We start from the raw sequence: 21,135 nt of genomic DNA, 5'->3' as shown, positions 1-21,135 counted from the left end.
GCAGCGGGCGGAAGGCTCTGCTTATCGAGTGGGCGACTCAACCCACTCGAATGTGTGACCTTATATCTGCATTCCACGCCATGCGGGCACGCGTTGGGCAGTCCGACCGGGGCAAGGCTCTTTTCCGCCCTCCAGGTGGTGGCCTTGCCCCGGTTCTTTCATGTCCGGACTGTGACGCTTCCGATGGGGAAGATGAACGGGGAGGAAAACGCGAGACGACCCGCTTCAGGGGCCTCGAAAGGACTCCAATTCCCTCCGGTGACCTCCAGCTTGCAGCTAGAGGTATCCCTGCGGGAGCGCCCGTCAGCCCGCCGATTCACCCGCGTGCGGGCTCAGCACGCCCATCCCGATCAGGACGAACAGCAGGATGCCCAGGAGTACGCGGTAGATGACGAACGGCATGAAGCTCTTCGTCGTAATGAACTTCATGAACCAGGCAATTACGGCATATCCGACAACGAAGGCGATGATCGTCGCGAAGATCGTCGGCCCCCAGGAGACATGCCCCTCGCCCGCGTCCTTCAGCTCGAAGACGCCTGAGGCCAGCACCGCGGGGATTGCCAGCAGGAAGGAGTAGCGGGCGGCGGCCTCGCGGGTGTAGCCCATGAGCAGACCGCCGCTGATCGTCGCGCCCGAGCGGGAGACGCCCGGGACCAGGGCCATCGCCTGGCAGAAGCCGAAGATCAGGCCGTCCCTGACCCCCAGCTCCTTCAGCGACTTGCGCTCCTTGATGGCCCGGTGCTTGCCGCCGGTCTCGTCGCGGGCGGCGAGCCGGTCCGCGATGCCGAGGATGATGCCCAGCACGATCAGCGTCGTCGCGATCAGACGCAGGTCGCGGAACGGCCCCTCGATCTGGTCCTTGAACGTCACGCCGAGCACACCGATGGGGATGGAGCCGATGATGACCAGCCATCCCATCTGGGCATCGTGGTCGCTGCGCATCGAGGAGTTGGTCAGGGACCTGAACCAGGCCGAGATGATCCGGGCGATGTCCTTGCGGAAGTAGATGAGGACCGCGGCCTCCGTGCCGATCTGCGTGATCGCGGTGAACGCGGCTCCCGGGTCGTGCCAGCCCGCGAAGGCCGCGGTCAGCCGCAGGTGCGCGCTGGAGGAGATCGGCAGGAACTCGGTCAGTCCCTGAACGAGGCCCAGGACGAATGATTCGAACCAGCTCATGGGGCTTAGGCCATCCCGGAGGTACTCATGCAACGGCCGACGGACGCGAGGGCCGTCGGCAGCGTGCGGATGCGGTCAGAAAAGATGCGGTCAGAAAAGGGGACGGGACGCCACGGCCCCGGACATCCTCTGTCGGTTGCGCGCAGCGTATCGCCTACAGATGAACAGACTCCCGCCTGCCCCTGGCTACGCCGTGCCGCCCGCCTCCGGCGCCGCCGCGCCGCCGAGCCGGTGCCGCCTGCGCCAGGCCACCAGGGCCGCACCCGCCCCGGACAGCACGATGAACCCCATCGCCGCCAGGAACACCGGTGAGGTCGGGGAGGAGGCCGAGCTGCCCGCGATGACGTACGCGGCCGTGTTCGGGATGGATCCGAGCCCGGTGGCCAGCAGGAACGGCGGATAGCCCATACGGGAGGTCGCCGCACAGTAGTTGGCCGCGGCGAACGGCACCCCGGGGAAGAGCCGCAGCGCCAGCATGGACCTGAACCCGTGCCGGCTCAGCAGTCCGTCCGCCGCCTTCAGATACTTGCCGCGCAGGAGCGTACGGAGCGCGTCCTGGCCCAGCACTCTGCCGAGCAGGAAGGAGACTCCGGCACCCAGGACCGTTCCGGCGAGCGCCGCCGCGAGCCCGGCCTGCGCGCCGAACAGCGCCCCGGCGGCCAGGTTGAGCAGCGGGCGTGGCACGAAGGCCACGGTGCACACGCCGTACGCGAGTCCGAACAGCATCGCCGCTGCGGAACCCGTGAGTTGAGGTGGCCAGCCGGAGGCCAGTAGCCGCTGTGGTTCGAACAGCAGCATCGTGGTGGCCGCGGCCAGGAGCATGGCCACGAGCAGGGAGAACCGGGACCAGGGGGAGAGCAGCGCCCTCGTACAGCGCACTGCGAGGCCTCGGGAGGGCCGTGTTGCGGGGACGGGGTCGAACATTTGGGGAGCGTAACCGAAACATGTGTGTGATCGCCGTAATGTGCACCCCATGAGTCCACCGGCAGACCTCGCCCCCGTGGCGCCGAGGAGCGCGCTCGCCGACACCGTGCTGGACCGGCTGACCACGGTGTACCCCGCGGCGGCCGACCCTGAGCACGCGGCCGGGGCAGCCGCGTACATGAGGAACATCGCACCCTTCCTGGGCATGTCCACCCCGCGGCGCCGGATGCTCTCCAAGGAGGTGCTCGCGGGCACCGGACGGCCGGACGAGCAGGACTGCACCGCGATCGCCCTGCGCTGCTGGGAGTTGCCGGAGCGCGAGTACCAGTACTTCGCCGCCGACTACCTGCGCCGCCACGTGGCCCGCTGCTCGTCCGGATTCGTGCCCGTCCTGCGCCACCTCGTCGACACCGTGCCCTGGTGGGACACCGTCGATCTGCTCGCCGCCCACGTCGCGGGGCCGCTCGTGAGCGCCGACCCCGGGCTCGCGGTGGTGATGGACCGCTGGATCGAGGACGACAGCATCTGGGTCGCCCGTACGGCGCTGCTCCACCAACTGCGCTACAAGGAGCGGACGGACGCCGGACGGCTGTTCCGCTACTGCCTGCTGCGCGCGGACCATCCCGACTTCTTCCTGCGCAAGGCGATCGGCTGGTCCCTGCGGGAGTACGCGAAGACCGACCCGGAGGCGGTGCGCGGCTTCGTCGACGGAGCCCGGGACCGCCTGTCCCCGCTCTCGGTGCGCGAGGCGCTCAAGAACATCGGCTGAGCCCGGTGCGGGGCCACCGGAAAACCATTCGACGCCGCCGCGCCGCTCCGCCATGATCTGAGGCATGTTCCGGTACGCCTTCCTCGCAGCGCAGTCCGCAGTCGCGGACGCGCCGAAGGCTGCCGTGAGCCCTGCGGTCGCAGCCGCAGCAGCAGCAACTGACGCAGCGTTCGCCGCTGCCGCAGCGCCCTTCGGCGGCGCCCGAAGCTGACCCTCCCCCGACAGTCCGGCGGACCCCGTGAGGGGAGGGTCGGCGGGGCCTTGGGGTCTTCTCTTCTCAGCTTCGAATTCCAAGGAACGAGCATGTCCAAGACGGCATACGTACGCACCAAGCCGCACCTCAACATCGGCACCATGGGCCACGTCGACCACGGCAAGACCACCCTGACCGCCGCCATCACCAAGGTGCTCAGCGACCGCGGCACCGGCACCTTCGTGCCGTTCGACCGGATCGACCGGGCCCCCGAGGAGGCGCAGCGCGGCATCACCATCAACATCGCGCACGTCGAGTACGAGACCGACACCCGGCACTACGCGCACGTCGACATGCCCGGCCACGCCGACTACATCAAGAACATGGTCACCGGGGCGGCGCAGCTCGACGGGGCGATCCTCGTCGTCTCCGCGCTCGACGGCATCATGCCGCAGACCGCGGAGCACGTCCTGCTGGCCCGTCAGGTCGGCGTCGACCACATCGTCGTCGCCCTGAACAAGGCCGACGCGGGCGACCCCGAGCTGACCGACCTGGTCGAGCTGGAGGTCCGCGAGCTGCTCTCCGCGCACGGGTACGGCGGGGACACGGTGCCCGTCGTACGGGTGTCGGGGCTCGGCGCGCTCCAGGGCGACCCGCGCTGGACCGCGTCGATCGAGGGGCTGCTGGACGCGGTCGACACGTACGTACCGATGCCGGTGCGTTACACCGACGCGCCGTTCCTCCTGTCCGTGGAGAACGTGCTCACCATCACGGGCCGCGGCACCGTCGTCACCGGGGCCGTGGAGCGCGGCACGGTGCGGGTGGGGGACCGCGTGTCGGTGCTCGGTGCTGACATCGAGACGGTCGTCACCGGCCTGGAGACCTTCGGGAAGCCGATGGAGTCCGCGGAGGCCGGGGACAACGTCGCGCTGCTGCTGCGCGGGGTCGAGCGCGACCGGGTCTGCCGCGGGCACGTGGTGGCGGCCCCCGGCAGCGTCACCCCGAGCCGGCGTTTCACCGCGCAGGTGTACGTCCTGTCGGCCAAGGAGGGCGGCCGCACCACCCCGGTGGCCACCGGCTACCGGCCGCAGTTCTACATCCGTACGGCGGACGTCGTCGGGGACGTCGACCTCGGCGAGGCGGCGGTGGCGCGGCCCGGCGACACGGTCACCATGACCGTCGAGCTCGGCCGTGACGTGCCGCTGGAGTCCGGCCTCGGCTTCGCGATCCGCGAGGGCGGCCGCACGGTCGGCGCCGGTACGGTCACCGGTCTGCTCTGACGGCCGGGCGCGGCCCGCCCTCTCACCCCGGGGAGGCGGGCCGCGCGCGGTGCAGCAGACTGGGGGCCATGGCAGACACAGCTCTCGTACTGGGTGCCGGAGGCGTCACCGGCACCGCATGGGAAACCGGCATCCTGCACGGCCTCGCCAAGGCGGGCGTCGACCTCTCCACCGCCGATCTGATCGTGGGGAGTTCGGCGGGGGCCATCGTCGGGGCGCAGCTCGCCTCCGGACTCGTCGCGGTCGGCGACCTCTACGAGCGGCAGCTCGCCGAACCGAAGACCGAGAAGGGAGCGGCGGCCCGGCTCGGACCCGTCACCGTCCTGCGGTACGCGAGAGCGGTGCTCTCCTCCCGTACGCCCGACGAGTACGGACGCAAGCTGGGCGCCCTGGCCCGCGACAGCCGGCCCGGAGCGACCGCTGCCGAACGGCGTGAGGTGATCGCGAGCCGGCTCCCGTCGCCCGAATGGCCCGAACGGCACCTGCTGATCACCGCCGTGGACGCGACGACCGGCGCTCTGCACACCTTCGACAGGAAGGGCGAGGTCCTGCTCGCCGACGCGGTCACCGCGAGCTGCGCGGTCCCCGTGGTCTGGCCCGTCGTCAGCGCCGGAGGCGGGAGCTGGATCGACGGTGGCGTGCACTCCCCGGCCAACGCGCAGCTCGCCTCCGGCTACGAACGCGTCGTCGTGATCGCGCCCACCGCCAGTGGCAACAAGGTGATCGTCTCGCCCCGCGCGCAGGCCGCCGAACTGGAGGCCGCGGGCGCCCGGGTCGAGGTCATCACCCCGGACGCCGGGACCCGTAAGGCCATCGGCCGCAACTCCCTGGATCCCGCACGACGGGCCGCGGCGGCCAGGGCCGGACTCGCCCAGTCCGTCGCCCACACCGAGGCGGTCGCCGCCGTGTGGAACGGCTGACCGGCGGAGGAGGCGCTCCCGCCGTGGGAGGGGCTCCGTCGGGGCGCGGCCTCCGGCGGGGAGCGGTCCCGGCGCCCGTCACAATGGGGGAGTGAACGAGCCGATACCCGTCATCCGCGACACCGACTGCGGCACCGCCAGGCTGCTGCCCGATGTCGACCGTGACCGGGCCTGGCTGCTCACGGTCGACGGCGCCCCGCAGTCGTACGTCGACCTCGACGAGCCGGAGCACCTGGAATTCGAGTACGTACGGAGGCTCGGCCACGTCGTGGACCGGGCCGGTGCGCCGGGGACGCCGCTGGACGTGGTGCACCTCGGCGGTGGCGCCCTCACCCTGCCGCGCTACGTCGCGGCGACCCGCCCCGGCTCGCGGCAGGACGTGGCCGAGGCGGACCGGGGTCTCGTCGACCTGGTCCGCGAGCACCTGCCGCTGCCCGGGGGCGCCGGTATCACCGTGCACGGCACCGATGCCCGGGGCTGGCTCGAAGAGGCGCCGGAGAGTTCGGCCGACCTGCTGATCGCCGATGTCTTCGGGGGCGCACGGGTGCCCGCGCACCTGGCCTCCGTCGAGTACGCGCGGGCCGCCGGACGTGTCCTGCGGACGGGCGGCGTCTACGCGGCCAATCTGGCCGACGGCGCCCCCTTCGCCTTCCTGCGGTCGCAACTGGCGAACTTCGCAGAGGTGTTCGACGAGCTGGCCCTCATCGCCGAGCCGGCAGTCCTGCGCGGCCGCCGCTTCGGCAACGCCGTGCTGCTCGCCTCCCGCGCCCCGCTCGACATCGGGCCGCTCACCAGGCTGTGCGCCGCCGACGCGTTCCCCGCGCGGGTCGAGTACGGCGCCGGGCTGACCCGGTTCGTCCGCGGTGCGAAGCCGGTGCGGGACAGCGAGGCGGTGGCCTCACCCGAGCCTCCCGACGGCGCCTTCAGCATCGGCTGACTCCCGGGGCTGCTCCGGGACGCTGACCCTCTTCACCGCGCTGCGGCGTGTCAGATTCCGTACATCCGGGACGAACAGCACGCCCGCCGTCACCAGCACGATCAGCGCGGCACAGCCCCACAGGGCCTCGCTGCGGCCGACGAGCGTCTCCACCGGGCCGGCCGCCGCCGTGGCCAGCGGCACCATCGCGACCGAGCCGAACCAGTCGTACGCCGCGACCCGGGACAGCTTCTCCTCGGGGATCTCCTGGTGCAGGGCCGTCATCCACGAGACCCCGAACACCTCGATGGCGACCCCGGTCACGAACATCACCGCGCAGAGGCCGGCGACCGGCAGCGGGATCGCGAGCCCCGCGGACGGCAGGGCCAGCGGGAACACACAGAGCGTGCCGGCCAGCAGCAGCCGGCGGGGTTTCCACCGCATCATCAGCAGCGCCCCGCCCAGGGTGCCGACCCCGAACGCCGCGAGAGCGAACCCCCAGGGCCGGGCGCCTCCGAGCTCGTCCCGCGCCACCAGCGGTCCGTACACCGCCTCGGCGGCCCCGACGACGGCCACGACCACGGAGAACTGCAGCACGACGGCCCAGAGCCAGGGGCGCCCGACGACCTCGTGCCAGCCGTCCCGGAGATCGGCCAGCAGCCCGCCGCCCGGTGCGCGCGCGGGGATGTGGCTCACGTCCAGGAAGGCCCGGAGCACACCGGCCACCGCGAACGCCGCGGCGTCGACCGCCAGCACCCAGCCCGGGTCCATGGCCGCGATCATGGCGCCGCCGAGTGCCGCGCCGCCGATGGCCGCCCCGTGCATCGACATCCGGAAGAAGGCGAAGGCGCGAGCCGCCTGCTCACCATTGACGCTGGACATCAGCATGCCCTCGGCGGCCGGTCCGAAGAAGGCCTGCCCGGTGCCGCAGAGCGCCGTCAGCAGCATCATGTGCCACAGCTCGGCGCCGCCCGTGAGCACCAGCCAGGCGAAGACCGCCTGGGAGACACAGTTGAGCGTGTTCGCGGCCACCATCACCCGGTGACGCGGCAGCCGGTCCGCGACCGCGCCGCCGATCAGCAGGAAGAGCACCAGCGGCGCCGTACGCGCGGCGGCGACCAGGCCGACGTCGCCTCCGTCACCGCCCGACTCCAGAACCGCGAACGCCGCCGCGATCAGCGCGCCGTTGGTGCCCAGGCTCGTGATGATCGCGGCGGCGGTCAGAAGACCGAAATTGCGGCCCGCCGGCAGGGAGCGGAGGTCCGGCGAGGGGGAGGAGGCGGCGGAAGTCACCAAGGGACTATCCCCGCCCCGGCCCCCTCCCGCCAAATGGGCGGTCCCGGCCGGGTGCGCCGGAGGCTCAGGACGTGGTGTCCGCGCCGGTGTCCGCGCCCTCCGCCAGACGTACGGTGCTGAGGATCTTCTGGATGGTGGCGTCCGGGAGTTCGTCGTCGATGCCGGCGTTGGCGTAGAGGATCCAGGACGAGAACTCGTCCTTGCCGTTCTTGAAGGTGAACGCGATCGACTTGCCGTCGGTGTCGCACTTGTTCTTGTTGGCCAGTCCGGTCGCGGTGGCCGTGACGACGCTGCCCGAGAGGCCCGACTCGGTCGTGTACGGCTTGGGCTTGCCGATCTTGACCTTGTCCTTCGGGTCCTCCTGCGCATAGGCGGCCCAGACCCAGTTGGCGGCCTCGTTCGTCGCCGCCTGGTCCGAGGTCTTGGCGCCCTGCGCGCCCTTGGTGCCGACACCGGCCAGGCTGGTGTCCTCCTGCTTGCCGTCCTTGTCCGTGTCGTCGCTGCACCATTTGGTCTTGAGGTGCGCGGGTGCGGAGAAGCCGACCGCCGGCGGACCCGTGGGGTTCTTCACGTCCTCGAAGCCCGAGATCACACCGGTGCCCGAGATCTCCCAGTCGCCGGGCACGTCGAACTGCGTGCCCCACTTGGGATTGGTCACGACCTTCCAGCCCGGAATCGTGGGCGCGGCGTCCTCGCCGCCCCGCGGATTCGCGGCCGGGGAGGACGCGGACTCGGAGGCCTTCGCCGAAGGCGACGAGGACGCCTTGCCCTCGGCGACGTCCGAGCCGCCCTTGTCGTCGTCCTTGTTCATGACGACGACACCGGTGACGACCGCCGCGACGACGACCGCCGTGGCAGCGACGACGGCGATGATCGTCGTCTTCTTCTTGTCGTCCGGCTGCGGACCGCCGGGCCCGCCCGGTACGGCGTACTGCGGCACGGTGGGCTGCTGGTACGGGTTGGGCTGCGGGTAGCCCGGCTGACCCTGCTGCTGATATCCCGGCTGCTGATAGGGATTCGGCTGTTGGTACCCCGGCTGCTGGTACGGGTTCTGGTTCTGGTCCTGCGGGTTCTGCTCGCCCCCGGGCGGCTGCTGTCCTGGCCACATGGCCAGTAACCATAGAGGGGCGGGGCGTGTGCTGCTACGGGCGCCCCTGTGAGGGGATGGTCAAAGACTGCTACCCGCTAGTAACGTCGCCGCCATGAGCACTGAAGAGATGACAGTCGGCGACATCCTGTCCGCGAGCGTCCCGATGGTCCGCACCCTTGGCATCACGTACCTCGAGACGACCGCGGAGCGCGCCGTCCTCTCGCTCCCCGACCGCGCCGAATACCACAACCACCTCGGCGGACCCCACGCCGGAGCGATGTTCACGCTCGCCGAGTCGGCGAGCGGCGCGATCGTCGTCGCCGCGTTCGGCGACCAGATGGCGCGCGCCGTGCCGCTGCCCGTCACCACGGAGATGGCGTTCAAGAAGGTCGCCATGGGCGAACTCACCGCGACCGCGGTGCTGGGCCGCCCGATCGCCGAGGTCGTCGCCGAGCTGGACGAGGGCAAGCGCCCGGAGTTCCCCGTGGCCGTCGAGATCCGCCGCGCCGACGGCGCCGTCACCAGCGAGATGAGCGTCGTCTGGACGCTGCGTCCGAACCGCTGACCCGCGCCCGGCCCCGCGCGCCCCGGTCCGGGGGCCGCGGCGGCCGCTCCGGCCGTCCGGCCCGGTAGGCTGCCCGCCGTGCACCACCCGTGGTGCGCGGCCGGCAGATCTCTTACGGGAAGGACCCGCGTTGCACGTCCAGGAGTGGCTCGAGACCGTCCCCGCGGTCAGCATTTACCTCCTGGTGGGGGTCGTCATCGGACTCGAGAGTCTGGGTATCCCTCTGCCGGGCGAGATCATCCTCGTGAGTTCGGCGCTGCTCGCCTCCCAGCACGGCGACATCGACCCCGTGGTGCTCGGCGCCTGCGCGTCGGCCGGAGCGATCATCGGTGACTCCATCGGCTACGCCATCGGCCGCAAGGGCGGGCGCCCCCTGCTCGCCTGGCTCGGCGGGAAGTTCCCCAAGCACTTCGGGGCGCCCCAGATCGCACTGGCGGAGCGGTCGTTCGAGAAGTGGGGCATGTGGGCGGTCTTCTTCGGCCGCTTCGTCGCACTGCTGCGGATCTTCGCGGGACCGCTGGCCGGGGTCCTGCGCATGCCGTACTGGAAGTTCCTGATCGCCAATGTGCTCGGCGGGATCGTCTGGGCCGGCGGCACCACCGCCGTCATCTACTCGGTGGGCGTCGTCGCCGAGGCATGGCTCAAGCGCTTCTCGTGGCTGGGGCTGCTCGCCGCCGTGCTCATCGGCGTGGTCTCGATGCTGGTGCTGAAGAACCGCGCCAAGAAGGCCGCGGAACAGGCCGAGGGCACGGTGCCGGCGCCCGAGCCGGACGTGGTCCCCGCGGCCGACTGAACCGGCGGGGCCCGTCCTCGGGCGGCCCGGCCGATGGTGAGGGCCCCGCGCGGCAGCATCCGCCCGGGGCCCCGCTCCGAACGGCCCGCGGGCCGTCAGCCCTCCTGGTGCGCCTTGCGGTGGGCCTTCGCCAGCTCCACGTAACCGGCCGCGTTGAAGGCGATGCCCTCACGTTCCTCGGCGGTCAGCTCCCGCTTGACCTTCGCGGGCACGCCCGCGACGAGGGACCCGGGCGGCACGCGCATCCCCTGCGGTACGAGGGCCTGCGCCGCGATCAGGGAGCCCGCTCCGATGTGCGCGCCGTTGAGCACGGTGGCGCCCATGCCGACCAAGACGTCGTCCTCGATGACGCAGCCGTGCAGGACGGCGTTGTGACCGACCGAGACCCTGGCGCCCACCGTCATCGGGAAGCCCGGGTCGGTGTGCACGCTGCAGTTGTCCTGGATGTTGCTGTCGGGGCCGAGGGAGATCGGGCCGCCGTCGCCACGCAGCACGGCGTGGTACCAGACGCTGGAGCCCGCGGCCATCGACACCTCGCCGACGACGACGGAGGTCGGCGCGAGGAAGGCGTCCGGGTCGATGTCCGGCTGCCTGTCGCCGATACCGGTGACCAATGCCTGCTGTGCCATCGCCTGTTCCTCCGGTGGGGTGTGGTGCGCTCGGGGCCCTTGTTCCGCACGAACCGTAATGGACGGCCCCGGCGCTCCCGGCAGGTGGGGTGAACATCACAGCTCGTCGCACGGACCCGCTCCGGCCGGGCCGACTACCGTGAGCGGGTGCCGAAGAACCGGAACTCGTCCTCCTCCCTGGCCGTCCGGCGGCGTGGTGTCATGTCCCGCGTCGTCCACCGTGTCTGGGCCTGGGTGCAGGAGACCGGAGCGGTCACGGCGCAGCACCCCGGCCGGCTCAGGTTCGGCCGTATCGGTACGGGAACCCGGCTCGCCTTCCCGCAGGGCACCGTCTTCGGGGAGCCGTGGATCGAGCTGGGCGACCACTGCATCATCGGTGAACAGGTGACGCTCACGGCCGGCCTGATGCCCGATCTGGACCTGGGCGCCGAGACCGTCCTGACCCTGGGCGACGGCGTGGTGCTGGGCCGGGGCAGCCATGTCATCGCCGACACCACGGTGTCGATCGGCTCGGACACGTACTGCGGTCCGTACGTCTACATCACCTCCACCAACCACAGTTACGACGACCCCCACGAGCCGGTCGGCAAGCAGTGGCCGCGGATGGAGCCGGTCGTGATCGGGCCCGGCTGCTGGATCGGCACCGGAGCGGTGATCCTTCCGGGGGCCAGGCTCGGCCGCAACGTCGTGGTCGCGGCAGGAGCCGTCGTACGCGGAGAGGTCCCCGACCACGCGGTGGTGGCGGGAGCCCCGGCCAGGGTGGTGCGGAGCTGGGACCCGGAGAAGGGCTGGCAGCCGCCGCTGCGTACCCCCGCGCCCGTCCCGATCCCCGAGGGGGTCACGCCCGAGCAGCTGGCCGCGGTGGCGCTGCTGCTGGAGGACGCGGCCGACGGGGCCTGACCGCTTCGGGCCCCCTTCCGTGCGTGCCGGACCCTCAGCCCGTCGCCAGCAGGAGCGTTCCGAGGAGGGCCAGGCCCGCGCCCGCCGCCTGGACCCCGCGCAGCCGCTCGCCCAGCACCCCCCGTGCCGCCAGCGCCGTCACCACCGGGTACGTCGACGCGAGAACGGCGGCCACGGTGACCGGGCCGTGCTGGGCGGCGAGCGCATACGTGCCGTTGGCGGCGACATCGGCGAGTCCGACGAAGGCCAGCGCGGGAAGCGCCGCCCGTACGACGCCGGCCCCGCCCTCCTCGGGCAGCGCGCGGCCGCCGCGGCGCACCGAGACGTACAGGGCGGTCCCCCCGACCGCGATGTTCGTGACCCGCTGGACGAACAGGGCGAGGAAGAGGCCCGTCACGGTGGTGGACGCCTCCGAGATGAGCGCCATCACCGCGCCGAAGCCGAAGGCGGCCAGCAGGGTCAGCACGACCGCCTGACGCTGCACCGGCGCCCCGCGCAGCTGCGGCCCTCCGGCCAGGACGATCCCGGCGACGGCGACCGCGACCCCGGCGAGCTGCAGCAGCCCGGGCCGCTCGCCGACGAGCAGGCCCACTCCCACCGGGACCGCCACGCCGATGGAGCCGAGCGGGGAGACCACACCCATCGGGCCCAGCGCCAGGGCCTTGTAGAAGCTCAGCATCGCGACCGGGCCGACGGCCCCCGCCGCCACCGCGAACCAGAGACGGCCACCGGCCTCGCTCCAGCCGCCGGTCGCGATCACGACGGCCCCCAGGACGACGGCGGCGATGCACTGGGACACGACCACCACCGTGAGCGCGGGCGTGCGCCGGGTCAGCACTCCGCCGCCGAAGTCGGCCAGCCCCCACATCAGGCTCGTGGCCAGGGCGAACAGTGCTGTCATCGGGCGCCTCGCAGTACAGTGCGGTGGTCGGGTGGGGACACCACACCGTAGTGCAGTATTTTCGACTCTGTCATCCATAATATTGGACGGAATGTGTCTGACCTCGATCAGCTCACCCAGTCGCTCGCCCGAAACCTCAAGCGCTGGCGAGGGGAGCGCGGTTTCACCCTGGACGCTCTCGCGGCCCGGGCGGGCGTCAGCCGCGGCATGATCATCCAGATCGAGCAGGCCCGTACGAACCCGAGTGTCGGCACCACCGTGAAGCTCGCCGACGCGCTGGGCATCAGCATCACCACGCTGCTCGACTTCGAGCAGGGCTCCCAGGTGCGGCTGGTGCCCGAGAGCCAGGCGGTGCGGATGTGGTCGACGGAGGCGGGGAGCTCGACCACGCTGCTGGTGGGCACGGAGGCCAGGGGGCCTATCGAACTTTGGTCCTGGCATCTGATGCCCGGCGACAGCAGCGCCTCCGACCCGCACCCCGAAGGGACGGTGGAACTCCTGCACGTCACGGCGGGCGAACTGACCCTTGTCGTCGACGGCGAGGACCACACGGTGCCCGCAGGTACCTCCGCCACGTTCGAGGCCCATGTGCCGCACAGCTATCGCAACGACGGCGCCGAGCCCGCCGATCTGACCATGGCGGTGTCGATCCCGCCGGTCCGCCGGGAGGGCAAGTGAGCGGCTCCCCGGGGCTGTTAGCGTGAGCGGCATGCGCGCACCCCTGGGCACCTTCAGCGATGCCTCTCCCGCGGCCGACCGGCTGGACCTGCTCACCGCGCCCGTCGCGGAAGCGGTGGCCGCCGGCTGGGGCGGCATCCCCGCCGAGTCGGTCGTCTATGTCGACACCGACCCCGGGGTCGCCGACACGGCCGTCTTCGTCGAGCACTACGGCCCCGAGCTGCTCGACACCTCGGCCAACTGCGTCGTGGTGGCGGGCAAGCGGGGTGGCGAGACCACCCTGGCGGCGTGCGTGGTGCTGTCGCGCACCCGCGTCGATGTGAACGGAGTGGTGCGCAAGCACCTCGGGACCCGCAAGGCCTCCTTCGCCGCGATGGACGTGGCCGTCGGCGAGAGCGGCATGGAGTACGGCGGGATCACCCCGATCGGCCTCCCGGCGGCCTGGCCCCTTCTGATCGACTCCGCCGTGGTGGACGAGGAGTGGGTCCTCATCGGCAGCGGCCGCCGCCGCGGCAAGCTGATCGTCCCGGGCAAGGCGCTGGCCGCACTGCCCGGAGCGGTCGTGCTGGAGGGCCTCGGGGGCTGAGGAGCGGCGCCCCGGACGGGATGCTCAGCAGCCGTCGGGCCGACGCTCCCCGATCCACTCCGTGGCGAAGTCCACGGCCGTACGGAGGCGGAACAGACGGCTCCGCGCCGCCGCCACCCGGCCGGTGCTGACCGCTCCGGGCCGCGCACGGCAGAAATCGGCCCCGAGGGCGGGGAAGTCGCTGTCGTCGAGGGCGACGTCCTCGTACTCCCACCAGCGGCGTCCGCCCTCCGAACCCACCACGCAGCGGTAGAGGCGGCGGGGCGGTGAGGGGCGGCGGTACTCACCGAGGTGGAAGGCGGTGCAGCTGTCGAAGCCCGTGCCCAGCAGCAGGACCCGCGCGTCCGCCTCGTACAGCCGGGCGAGGGGGGAGTCCTCGCCGAGGTGGCAGTCGCGGCGGTGGCCGGCGAGCAGCTTCGCCGCCCCCGGGCCGAGCGCGGCGAACGAGGTCTGCGGGTGGGCGCTGCGCAGCGCCCCCGGAGCCAGCCGCACCGTCTCCGCGAGCGTGCCCATGGCGGGCGCGGGAGATGTCGCCGGGTCGAAGGCGGGCATCGACGCACGCACCTCGGCGCGGGCCTCGTCGCTCAGCCCCCGGACGCGGTCCAGATAGGCGCGCGAGGTGTCGGAATTCTCCGTAGTGAAGGCAGGGACGACCAGCGTCCCCTCCGGGCCCAGAGCCTGGCGCAGTGCGGCGGCCATGGTCGCGGGGTCCCCGCCCACGGAGCGCATCGAGGCGTGGACCAGCAGGACGCCACCCCGCCGCACGCCGAGCTCGTGCAGCTGGGCGGCGGTGTGTCCGTCCCGGAGGAGGAGATGCTGTGTCACATCGGGCATTCTCCCCGCCGGAGGCCTTCCGCGACACCACGCCTTCCGGACCGGCGGGACGCCGCACGCCCCCGCTGCGGAGGCCGCCCGGAGGCGGGACCGCAGGAGCCGGCGGTCAGCGGCGGGCGTCCAGGCGGGGTATCTCGATCGCGGGGCAGCGGTCCATCACCATGTCGAGACCGGCCTCGCGCGTGCGCCCGTAGGCCTCCTCGTCGATCACGCCCAGCTGGAACCAGACGGCCTTCGCGCCGGTCGCCACCGCCTCGTCGGCCACCGCGCCCGCCAGATCGCTGTTGACGAAGACGTCCACCACGTCGACGGGGAAGGGTATGTCCGCCAGCGATGCGTATCCCTGTTCGCCGTGGACCGGCTCCGCCTTGGGGTGGACGGGTACCACCCTCTTGCCGAAGCGCTTCAGGACCTCCGCCACCCCGTAGGCCGCGCGGGAGCGGTTGGTGGACAGGCCGACCACCGCCCAGGTGTCGCCCGAGTCCTGGAGGATCCTGCGAACCGTCTCATCGTCTGCGTACATGCCCGGACAACGGACGGTCCTCCCGCACCATTCCCCACGGGAGGGTGAAAAGTCGGGGCGGACCGGCGCATAGGGTGGACCGATGCAGGAGCAGTACCGGACAGTCGCCCGCGCGGGTGTGCACGAGACCGAGATCAGCCGATCGCGTTTCCTCTGCGCGCTCGCCCCCGCCGCCACCGAGCAGGAGGCGCAGGAGTTCGTCGCACGCGTCCGCAAGGAGCACCCCACCGCCAACCACAACTGCTTCGCCTACGTCATCGGCGCCGACGCCTCCGTGCAGAAGGCCAGTGACGACGGGGAGCCCGGCGGGACGGCCGGCGTCCCCATGCTGCAGATGCTCATGCGCAGGGAGGTGCGGTACGCCGTCGCCGTCGTCACCCGCTACTTCGGCGGGGTCAAACTCGGCGCGGGCGGACTGATCCGGGCCTACGGCGGAGCGGTCGGCGAAGCGCTCGACGCGCTGGGCACGACCACCCGCCGCCGGTTCCGCCTCGCGACCGTCACCGTGGACCACCAGCGGGCGGGCAAACTGGAGAACGACCTGCGCGCCACCGGCCGTGCCGTCCACGACGTGACCTACGCCGAGGCGGTCACCATCGCGATCGGGCTACCGGACGCCGACGTCGACGGCTTCAGGGCCTGGCTGGCCGATGCCACGGCAGGCACCGCGACGCTCGAACTGGGCGGCGAGGCGTACGGGGATGTCGGAGGCGGATGAGGGGTCCGGGGCCGCGCGGCATTAGCGTGGTCGGGCCGGTCGCGGAAATCCGCGGCGGGTTGCATGCCGGACCCGTCGGGTCCTGGGGGCGGAGGAAGTGGAACATGCAGGTCGGAGCCGTCGGAGTGATGTCGTGAGGATTCTGCACACCTCGGACTGGCACCTGGGGCGGTCCTTCCACCGCGTCTCCATGCTCGACGCCCAGGCCGCCTACCTCGACCATCTCGTCGGGACCGTGCGGGAACACGACGTCGACGTGGTCGTCGTGGCGGGTGACGTCTACGACCGGGCCGTGCCGCCGCTGTCGGCCGTCCAGCTCTTCGACGACGCACTGCACCGGCTCGCAGCCGCCGGCGTGCCGACCGTCATGATCTCCGGGAACCACGACTCGGCCCGCAGGCTCGGCGTCGGCGCCGGGCTGATCGCACGGGCCGGGATCCATCTGCGCACCGACCCCGGCGAGTGCGCCACCCCGGTCGTGCTGCACGGCACACAGGGCGATGTGGCGTTCTACGGGCTGCCCTACCTGGAGCCGGCCCTCGTCCGGGACAGCCTGGGTGCATCGAGGACGAGCCACGAAGCCGTCCTCACCGCAGCCATGGACCGGGTGCGCGCCGATCTCGCCTCCCGGCCGGACGGCACCCGGTCCGTGGTTCTCGCCCATGCGTTCGTGGCAGGCGGTGAACCCAGCGACAGCGAACGCGACATCACCGTCGGCGGTGTCGCCGCCGTGCCCGCAGGAGTCTTCGACGGTGTCGACTACGTGGCTCTCGGCCATCTGCACGGGTGCCAGACGGTCACGGAGCGCGTGCGCTACTCGGGCTCTCCGCTCGCGTACTCCTTCTCCGAGCACACGCACCGCAAGACGATGTGGCTGATCGACCTCGGTGCCGGGGGAGACCTCGTCGCCGAGCGCATCGACTGCCCGGCTCCGCGTCCGCTCGCACGCCTCCGCGGTCGTCTCGGCGCGCTGCTGGAGGACCCGGCCCTGGAACGGCACCGGGAATCCTGGGTGGAGGCCACCCTCACCGACCCGGCGCGGCCGGACGAGCCGATGGCCCGCCTGGCCGAGCGCTTCCCGCACACCCTCAGCCTGGTCTTCGACCCGGAGCGTTCCCCGCAGGACCCCCTCGCCTCGTACGCCCGGCGGCTCGAGGGACGTGACGACCAGGAGGTGGCGGAGGACTTCGTGGCCCATGTACGCGGCGGGGGCGGACCCAGCGCACAGGAGCGGACGGTGCTGCGTGCCGTCTTCGACGACGTACGGGTGAACGACGCAGCCGGCGAGGTGTCCCGTTGAGACTGCACAAGCTGACCCTGACCGCGTTCGGACCCTTCGGCGCCACTCAGGAAGTGGACTTCGACACCCTGTCCTCAGCCGGGATCTTCCTGCTGCACGGCCCCACCGGCGCGGGCAAGACCTCCGTGCTCGACGCCGTCTGCTACGGGCTGTACGGGGCGGTGCCCGGCGCCCGGCAGAGCCCCGGCACCTCGCTGCGCAGTGACCACGCCCCGGTGGACCTGCCGACCGAGGTGCGCCTGGAGCTGACCGTCGGAGGGCGCCGCCTGGAGGTCACCAGACGGCCCGCACAGCCCCGTCCCAAGAAGAGGGGCGGCGGCTTCACGACCGAGAAGGCGCAGAGCTGGCTGCGCGAGTACGACCCCGGGCACGGCTGGAAGGCACTCAGCCGTTCCCACCAGGAGATCGGCGAGGAGATCGGCGGGCTCATCGGGATGAGCCGCGACCAGTTCTGCCAGGTGGTGCTCCTCCCGCAGGGCGACTTCGCGCGGTTCCTGCGCGCCGACGCGGAGGCGCGCGGAAAGCTGCTCGGCCGGCTCTTCGACACCCGCAGGTTCGCGGCCGTCGAGGAGCGCCTGGCCGAACTGCGCCGGGCGGCCGAAGCCCGGGTCAAGGCGGGCGACGAGCAGATCCTCGCCCTGGCCCAGCGCATCGCGCAGGCGGCCGGCCCGGCGGCGGACGAAGCGGCACCACCGGAGGAACGGCCCGGCGAACCGGGCCTCGCCGAAGGGGTCCTGCAATGGGCCGCCGTCGCGCGCAGCGGAGCCCGCGAACGGCTCGACATCGCCCGGCGCGTCCTGGCCGGGGCCGAGGACCGGACCACCGCCGCACACCACGCACTCGAAGCCGAGCGCGAACTCGCCCGCCTCCAGCAGCGGTACGAGGAAACCCGCCGACGCGCCGCGGGGCTGGAGGAGCGCCGCGCGGAACGCGACCGCTGCCACGAACAGCTGGCCCGTGCACGCAAGGCGGAACTGGTCGCCCCGGCGCTCGACCTGCGTGACGACGCCGAGCGGGCCCACCGCACGGCCGTCGGCGCCCGGGAACGGTCCCGCGCAGGGCTCCCTCCCGAGCTGGCCGGAGCGGGCTTCGAGCAGCTGGCCGGCGCGGAACGCGGCCTGCGGGCGGATCTGGGAGCGCTCGACGCCGCGCGCCGCGCCGAACGGCGCAGCCGGGAGATCGACGCCGAACGGTCCGGCCTGGAGAGGCAGTCCCGTTCCGACGACGAACTGATCCAGGAGGCGGCGGAATGGCTGGCCGGCTGGGACGCCACCCACCGGAGCCTCAGGGAGCGCGTCGAGACGGCACGGGATGCCGCGACCCGCGCGGAGCAGCTGGCCGGCCGGCTCGATCCCGCGCGCAGGAGGCTGGAGGCGGCCCGCCGGCGCGACGCTCTCGGTGCGCAGGAGGAGACGGCGTCGGCCGCTCTGACCGCCGCCCGTGAGCGTGCGGTGGACGCGCACGAGAAGTGGCTGGCCCTGCGGGAGCAGCGTCTGCGCTCCGTCGCGGCGGAACTGGCCGGTCAGCTCGTCGACGGCGTGGCCTGTACGGTGTGCGGCTCGGCGGAGCACCCCGAGCCGGCCCGCGCGGAGGCCGGCCATGTGGACCGGGCCACCGAGGAGGCGGCGCTCGCCGCCCACCGGCGGGCCGACCGGGCCCGTGCGGATGCGGAGAGCGAGCTCGGGGTCCTGCGCGAACGCCTCGCCGCGGCGCGGACCGAGGCGGCCGACCCGGAGGACACGCCCGGCGCTCCGGGACCGGTGGGCCCGCAGGACGCGACCGCGGCCCCGGGACCGGAGGACGCGGACCGTGCCCCCGCCTCCGTGGCAGCACTGCGGGCGGTCGTCGACCGTCTGACCCGGGAGCACGCGGACGCGCACCGTCTCGCCGCGGGCACGCACGCCGCCAGGGAAGCCCTCGCCGCCGCCGAGCGTGAGCACCTCGGCCGTCTCGACGGCCGGCAGCAGGCCGAGCGGCGTGCCGCTGCCCGCACCTCGCAGCGTGAAGCGCTCGACCGTGAACAGGCTTCGCTACAGGCTGACTTGGTGAAGGCCCGTGGCGGCTGCGCCTCCGTGGCCGAGCACGCCGGGCTGCTGGAGCGCCGTGCCGGGATGCTGGCCGAGGCCGCCGAGGCGCTCCGCGCCGAGCAGGACGCGGCGGAGCGGCTCAAGGAGGCCGACGGCAGGCTTGCCGACGCCGCCTTCAGGGCCGGCTTCGCCACCCCGCAGGCCGCCGCCGCGAAGCTCCTCGGCGACACGGCCCAGCGGGAGCTCCAGCACCGGATCGACGCCTGGCAGACGGAGGCCGCCACGGTCGCCGACCGGCTCGCCGAGGAGGACGCCCGGACCGCCGCCGAACGGCCGGCCGCGGCACCGGACGCGGCTCAGGAGGCGTACGACCGGTCCGCGAAGGCCCTGCGTGACAGTGCGGCGGTGCACGCCGCCGCGCAGGAGCGCGGTGCGGAGCTCGGCCGGCTCTCCCGCCGCGCCGAGGAAGAGGTGCGTGCCCTGGGCCCGCTGCGCCAGGAGTACGAGAGGGTGGCCCGTCTCGCCGGCCTGACCGCGGGCACCTCAGCGGACAACGAGCGCAAGATGCGGCTGGAGGCGTACGTACTGGCGGCCCGCCTCGAACAGGTCGCCGCAGCGGCGACGGCCCGGCTCCAGCGCATGTCGGCGGGCCGCTACACGCTGGTCCACTCCGACGAGCGCAGCGGGGGCCGCAGGGCGGGGCTCGGCCTGCACGTCGTCGACTCCTGGACCGGCCGGGAGCGCGACACGGCAACCCTGTCCGGCGGGGAGACCTTCTTCGCCTCGCTCGCCCTGGCCCTCGGCCTCGCCGATGTGGTGACGGACGAGGCGGGCGGAGTCCGACTGGACACCCTCTTCATCGACGAGGGCTTCGGCAGCCTGGACGACCAGACGCTGGACGAGGTGCTCGACGTCCTGGACTCGCTGCGCGAACGCGACCGCAGTGTCGGCATCGTCAGCCACGTGGCCGACCTGCGCCGTCGCATTCCCGCCCAGCTCGAGGTGGTCAAGGAGCGAAACGGATCGGCCGTCGTCCACCGCGCGGCCGGCGCGCTCAGCGGCTGATCGCCCGCCGGGGGAGGGGCGAGGAGTACACGACGCTGGTGGTCACGGATCCGAGGGCGCCGATTCTCCCCGTGACCTCCTCCAGATGTCGCATCGACCTCGCGGTCACCTTCAGGACGAAGCAGTCGTCCCCGGTGACATGGTGCGCCTCCACGATCTCCGGGGTCGTCTCCGTCAGATCGTGGAACGGCTTGTAGTTGCCGTTCGGATAGCGCAGCCGTACGAGGGCGAGGATCGGGAGACCCAGCCGCTCCGGATCCACCACGGCGGCGTATCCGCTGATCACCCCCACCTCCTCAAGCCGGCGTACGCGCTCCGTGACGGCGCTCGGGGACATCGCCACGGCGCGGGCCAGCTCGGCGAAGGTCGCACGTCCGTCGCGTTGCAGGACTTCGAGGATGCGCCAGTCCGTGGCGTCCGGGGAATACTCGGTCATGGGAGCAGGCAACAGGGGAATCCCCTGCGGATCAAGTGATGTGCCGGGGATCACTGCTTCCGCTGGAGGTGAGCCGACCGTAGATTTCTGGCCATGACCTCACAGCTCCTCACCTCGGACAACCCCGTCCTCCGGGTACCGCCCGCCTCCCCGGCAGCGGCCGCCGCCCATTTCGGCGCGTCGCTCGCGTTCCACGCGGACGTGTCCGACGTGGCCACCGCCCTGGGGGCCGGCGGCGACCCCGGATTCGTCGTACTGGACTCCCGGTCCACCGCGTCCTGGGACCAGGGGCACGTCCCGGGCGCGGTGCACCTGCCGACCGCCCTCGTCGCGGAGCGGACCGCCGGGCTCCTCGACCCGGCGGTCCCCGTGGTCACGTACTGCTGGGGGCCGGGCTGCAACGGCGCGACCCGGGCCGCCCTGGCGCTCGCCGAACTCGGTTACCAGGTCAAGGAGATGCTCGGCGGATTCGAGTACTGGGTGCGCGAGGGATTCGCCTTCGAGACCTGGGAGGGGTCAGGGCGACGCGCCGCCGACCCGCTCACCGCACCGGTGGACGCCGACGACTGCGGCTGCTGAACGGGCGGAGGAGGCTCAACGGTTCCAGGAGCGCGCC

At 72.4% G+C, this 21,135-nt stretch carries 22 protein-coding genes; 13 read left to right on the top strand and 9 right to left on the bottom strand.

Translation table 11 applies throughout. The features are described from left to right. Window positions 1-303: 303 nt before the first annotated feature. Together ACIRD8_RS24235 and ACIRD8_RS24230 are read right to left on the bottom strand one after the other, a co-directional pair. A complete protein-coding gene (locus ACIRD8_RS24235; protein ID WP_403995183.1) occupies window positions 304-1,176 on the bottom strand; it encodes an undecaprenyl-diphosphate phosphatase in 873 nt (290 codons plus the stop codon). A 186-nt stretch (window positions 1,177-1,362) separates the two neighbouring features. Next, window positions 1,363-2,100 (bottom strand): TVP38/TMEM64 family protein, encoded by a 738-nt coding sequence (locus tag ACIRD8_RS24230; protein ID WP_124278261.1) that lies wholly within the window; start codon window positions 2,098-2,100, stop codon window positions 1,363-1,365. A gap of 49 nt (window positions 2,101-2,149) precedes the next feature. Between ACIRD8_RS24230 and ACIRD8_RS24225 the strand changes: the two genes are divergently transcribed. From ACIRD8_RS24225 to ACIRD8_RS24210, 4 genes are all read left to right on the top strand, one after another. Then, window positions 2,150-2,869 (top strand): DNA alkylation repair protein, encoded by a 720-nt coding sequence (locus ACIRD8_RS24225; protein WP_403995180.1) that lies wholly within the window; start codon window positions 2,150-2,152, stop codon window positions 2,867-2,869. Between the two features lie 303 nt (window positions 2,870-3,172). After that, window positions 3,173-4,342, top strand: coding sequence for an elongation factor Tu (tuf, locus tag ACIRD8_RS24220; protein WP_403995178.1), 1,170 nt, complete (start codon window positions 3,173-3,175; stop codon window positions 4,340-4,342). Window positions 4,343-4,410: 68 nt separating this feature from the next. Next, entirely contained in the window at window positions 4,411-5,262 is an 852-nt protein-coding gene (locus ACIRD8_RS24215) for a patatin-like phospholipase family protein (RefSeq protein WP_403995175.1), read from the top strand. Window positions 5,263-5,353: 91 nt separating this feature from the next. Then, entirely contained in the window at window positions 5,354-6,199 is an 846-nt protein-coding gene (locus ACIRD8_RS24210) for a spermidine synthase (protein ID WP_403995172.1), read from the top strand. Here ACIRD8_RS24210 and ACIRD8_RS24205 read toward each other — a convergent pair. Both ACIRD8_RS24205 and ACIRD8_RS24200 read right to left on the bottom strand, forming a co-directional pair. Then, entirely contained in the window at window positions 6,161-7,471 is a 1,311-nt protein-coding gene (locus ACIRD8_RS24205) for an MFS transporter (RefSeq protein ID WP_403995168.1), read from the bottom strand. The two genes, ACIRD8_RS24210 and ACIRD8_RS24205, sit on opposite strands and share 39 nt — an antisense overlap. Before the next feature lie 67 nt (window positions 7,472-7,538). Then, the gene (locus ACIRD8_RS24200; protein WP_403995165.1) at window positions 7,539-8,582 is read right to left on the bottom strand and encodes a hypothetical protein; all 1,044 of its coding nucleotides are present in this window, start codon (window positions 8,580-8,582) and stop codon (window positions 7,539-7,541) included. A 109-nt stretch (window positions 8,583-8,691) separates the two neighbouring features. Between ACIRD8_RS24200 and ACIRD8_RS24195 the strand changes: the two genes are divergently transcribed. Both ACIRD8_RS24195 and ACIRD8_RS24190 read left to right on the top strand, forming a co-directional pair. Then, window positions 8,692-9,129 carry a DUF4442 domain-containing protein gene (locus ACIRD8_RS24195; protein WP_403995341.1) on the top strand — a complete coding sequence of 146 codons (438 nt, stop codon included), beginning with the start codon at window positions 8,692-8,694 and terminating at the stop codon, window positions 9,127-9,129. Window positions 9,130-9,259: 130 nt separating this feature from the next. Then, window positions 9,260-9,922 (top strand): DedA family protein, encoded by a 663-nt coding sequence (locus ACIRD8_RS24190; RefSeq protein WP_403995162.1) that lies wholly within the window; start codon window positions 9,260-9,262, stop codon window positions 9,920-9,922. Window positions 9,923-10,017: 95 nt separating this feature from the next. Here the strand turns inward: ACIRD8_RS24190 and ACIRD8_RS24185 are convergent, their stop codons facing one another. Continuing rightward, window positions 10,018-10,551, bottom strand: coding sequence for a gamma carbonic anhydrase family protein (locus tag ACIRD8_RS24185; RefSeq protein ID WP_403995159.1), 534 nt, complete (start codon window positions 10,549-10,551; stop codon window positions 10,018-10,020). A gap of 147 nt (window positions 10,552-10,698) precedes the next feature. On the opposite strand from ACIRD8_RS24185, the gene ACIRD8_RS24180 reads away from it, so the two are divergent. After that, window positions 10,699-11,451: an acyltransferase gene (locus ACIRD8_RS24180; RefSeq protein ID WP_403995156.1), complete on the top strand. Its 753-nt coding sequence runs from the start codon at window positions 10,699-10,701 to the stop codon at window positions 11,449-11,451. A gap of 34 nt (window positions 11,452-11,485) precedes the next feature. Here ACIRD8_RS24180 and ACIRD8_RS24175 read toward each other — a convergent pair whose 3' ends face one another. Then, window positions 11,486-12,352 carry an EamA family transporter gene (locus ACIRD8_RS24175; protein WP_403995153.1) on the bottom strand — a complete coding sequence of 289 codons (867 nt, stop codon included), beginning with the start codon at window positions 12,350-12,352 and terminating at the stop codon, window positions 11,486-11,488. Window positions 12,353-12,445: 93 nt separating this feature from the next. Here ACIRD8_RS24175 and ACIRD8_RS24170 point away from each other — a divergent pair, with 93 nt between their 5' ends. Together ACIRD8_RS24170 and ACIRD8_RS24165 are read left to right on the top strand one after the other, a co-directional pair. After that, the gene (locus ACIRD8_RS24170) at window positions 12,446-13,030 is read left to right on the top strand and encodes a helix-turn-helix domain-containing protein (RefSeq protein ID WP_403995150.1); all 585 of its coding nucleotides are present in this window, start codon (window positions 12,446-12,448) and stop codon (window positions 13,028-13,030) included. Window positions 13,031-13,061: 31 nt separating this feature from the next. Beyond that, window positions 13,062-13,616, top strand: coding sequence for a YbaK/EbsC family protein (locus ACIRD8_RS24165; protein WP_403995147.1), 555 nt, complete (start codon window positions 13,062-13,064; stop codon window positions 13,614-13,616). Between the two features lie 24 nt (window positions 13,617-13,640). Here ACIRD8_RS24165 and ACIRD8_RS24160 read toward each other — a convergent pair whose 3' ends face one another. After that, on the bottom strand, window positions 13,641-14,450 hold the full coding sequence (locus tag ACIRD8_RS24160; protein WP_403995144.1) for an aminoglycoside N(3)-acetyltransferase: 810 nt from the start codon (window positions 14,448-14,450) through the stop codon (window positions 13,641-13,643). A 106-nt stretch (window positions 14,451-14,556) separates the two neighbouring features. Further along, entirely contained in the window at window positions 14,557-14,973 is a 417-nt protein-coding gene (locus ACIRD8_RS24155; protein ID WP_403995142.1) for a CoA-binding protein, read from the bottom strand. 82 nt (window positions 14,974-15,055) lie between these two features. Here ACIRD8_RS24155 and ACIRD8_RS24150 point away from each other — a divergent pair, with 82 nt between their 5' ends. The 3 genes from ACIRD8_RS24150 (at window position 15,056) to ACIRD8_RS24140 (ending at window position 20,083) form a co-directional block, all read left to right on the top strand. Beyond that, entirely contained in the window at window positions 15,056-15,691 is a 636-nt protein-coding gene (locus tag ACIRD8_RS24150) for a YigZ family protein (protein WP_403995139.1), read from the top strand. Between the two features lie 133 nt (window positions 15,692-15,824). Continuing rightward, a complete protein-coding gene (locus tag ACIRD8_RS24145) occupies window positions 15,825-16,991 on the top strand; it encodes an exonuclease SbcCD subunit D (protein ID WP_403995136.1) in 1,167 nt (388 codons plus the stop codon). Next, window positions 16,988-20,083 (top strand): AAA family ATPase, encoded by a 3,096-nt coding sequence (locus tag ACIRD8_RS24140; RefSeq protein ID WP_403995133.1) that lies wholly within the window; start codon window positions 16,988-16,990, stop codon window positions 20,081-20,083. The genes ACIRD8_RS24145 and ACIRD8_RS24140 overlap by 4 nt, the downstream gene beginning before the upstream one ends. Here ACIRD8_RS24140 and ACIRD8_RS24135 read toward each other — a convergent pair. Beyond that, window positions 20,073-20,519: an Lrp/AsnC family transcriptional regulator gene (locus ACIRD8_RS24135; RefSeq protein WP_403995130.1), complete on the bottom strand. Its 447-nt coding sequence runs from the start codon at window positions 20,517-20,519 to the stop codon at window positions 20,073-20,075. The genes ACIRD8_RS24140 and ACIRD8_RS24135 overlap by 11 nt on opposite strands. A 93-nt stretch (window positions 20,520-20,612) precedes the next feature. On the opposite strand from ACIRD8_RS24135, the gene ACIRD8_RS24130 reads away from it, so the two are divergent. Further along, a complete protein-coding gene (locus tag ACIRD8_RS24130) occupies window positions 20,613-21,098 on the top strand; it encodes a rhodanese-like domain-containing protein (RefSeq protein WP_403995127.1) in 486 nt (161 codons plus the stop codon). Window positions 21,099-21,135: the final 37 nt, after the last annotated feature.

This window comes from Streptomyces sp. NPDC102451, from assembly GCF_044765485.1.
Classification (GTDB): domain Bacteria; phylum Actinomycetota; class Actinomycetes; order Streptomycetales; family Streptomycetaceae; genus Streptomyces.
This window is presented reverse-complemented; position numbering and strand designations above follow the sequence as displayed.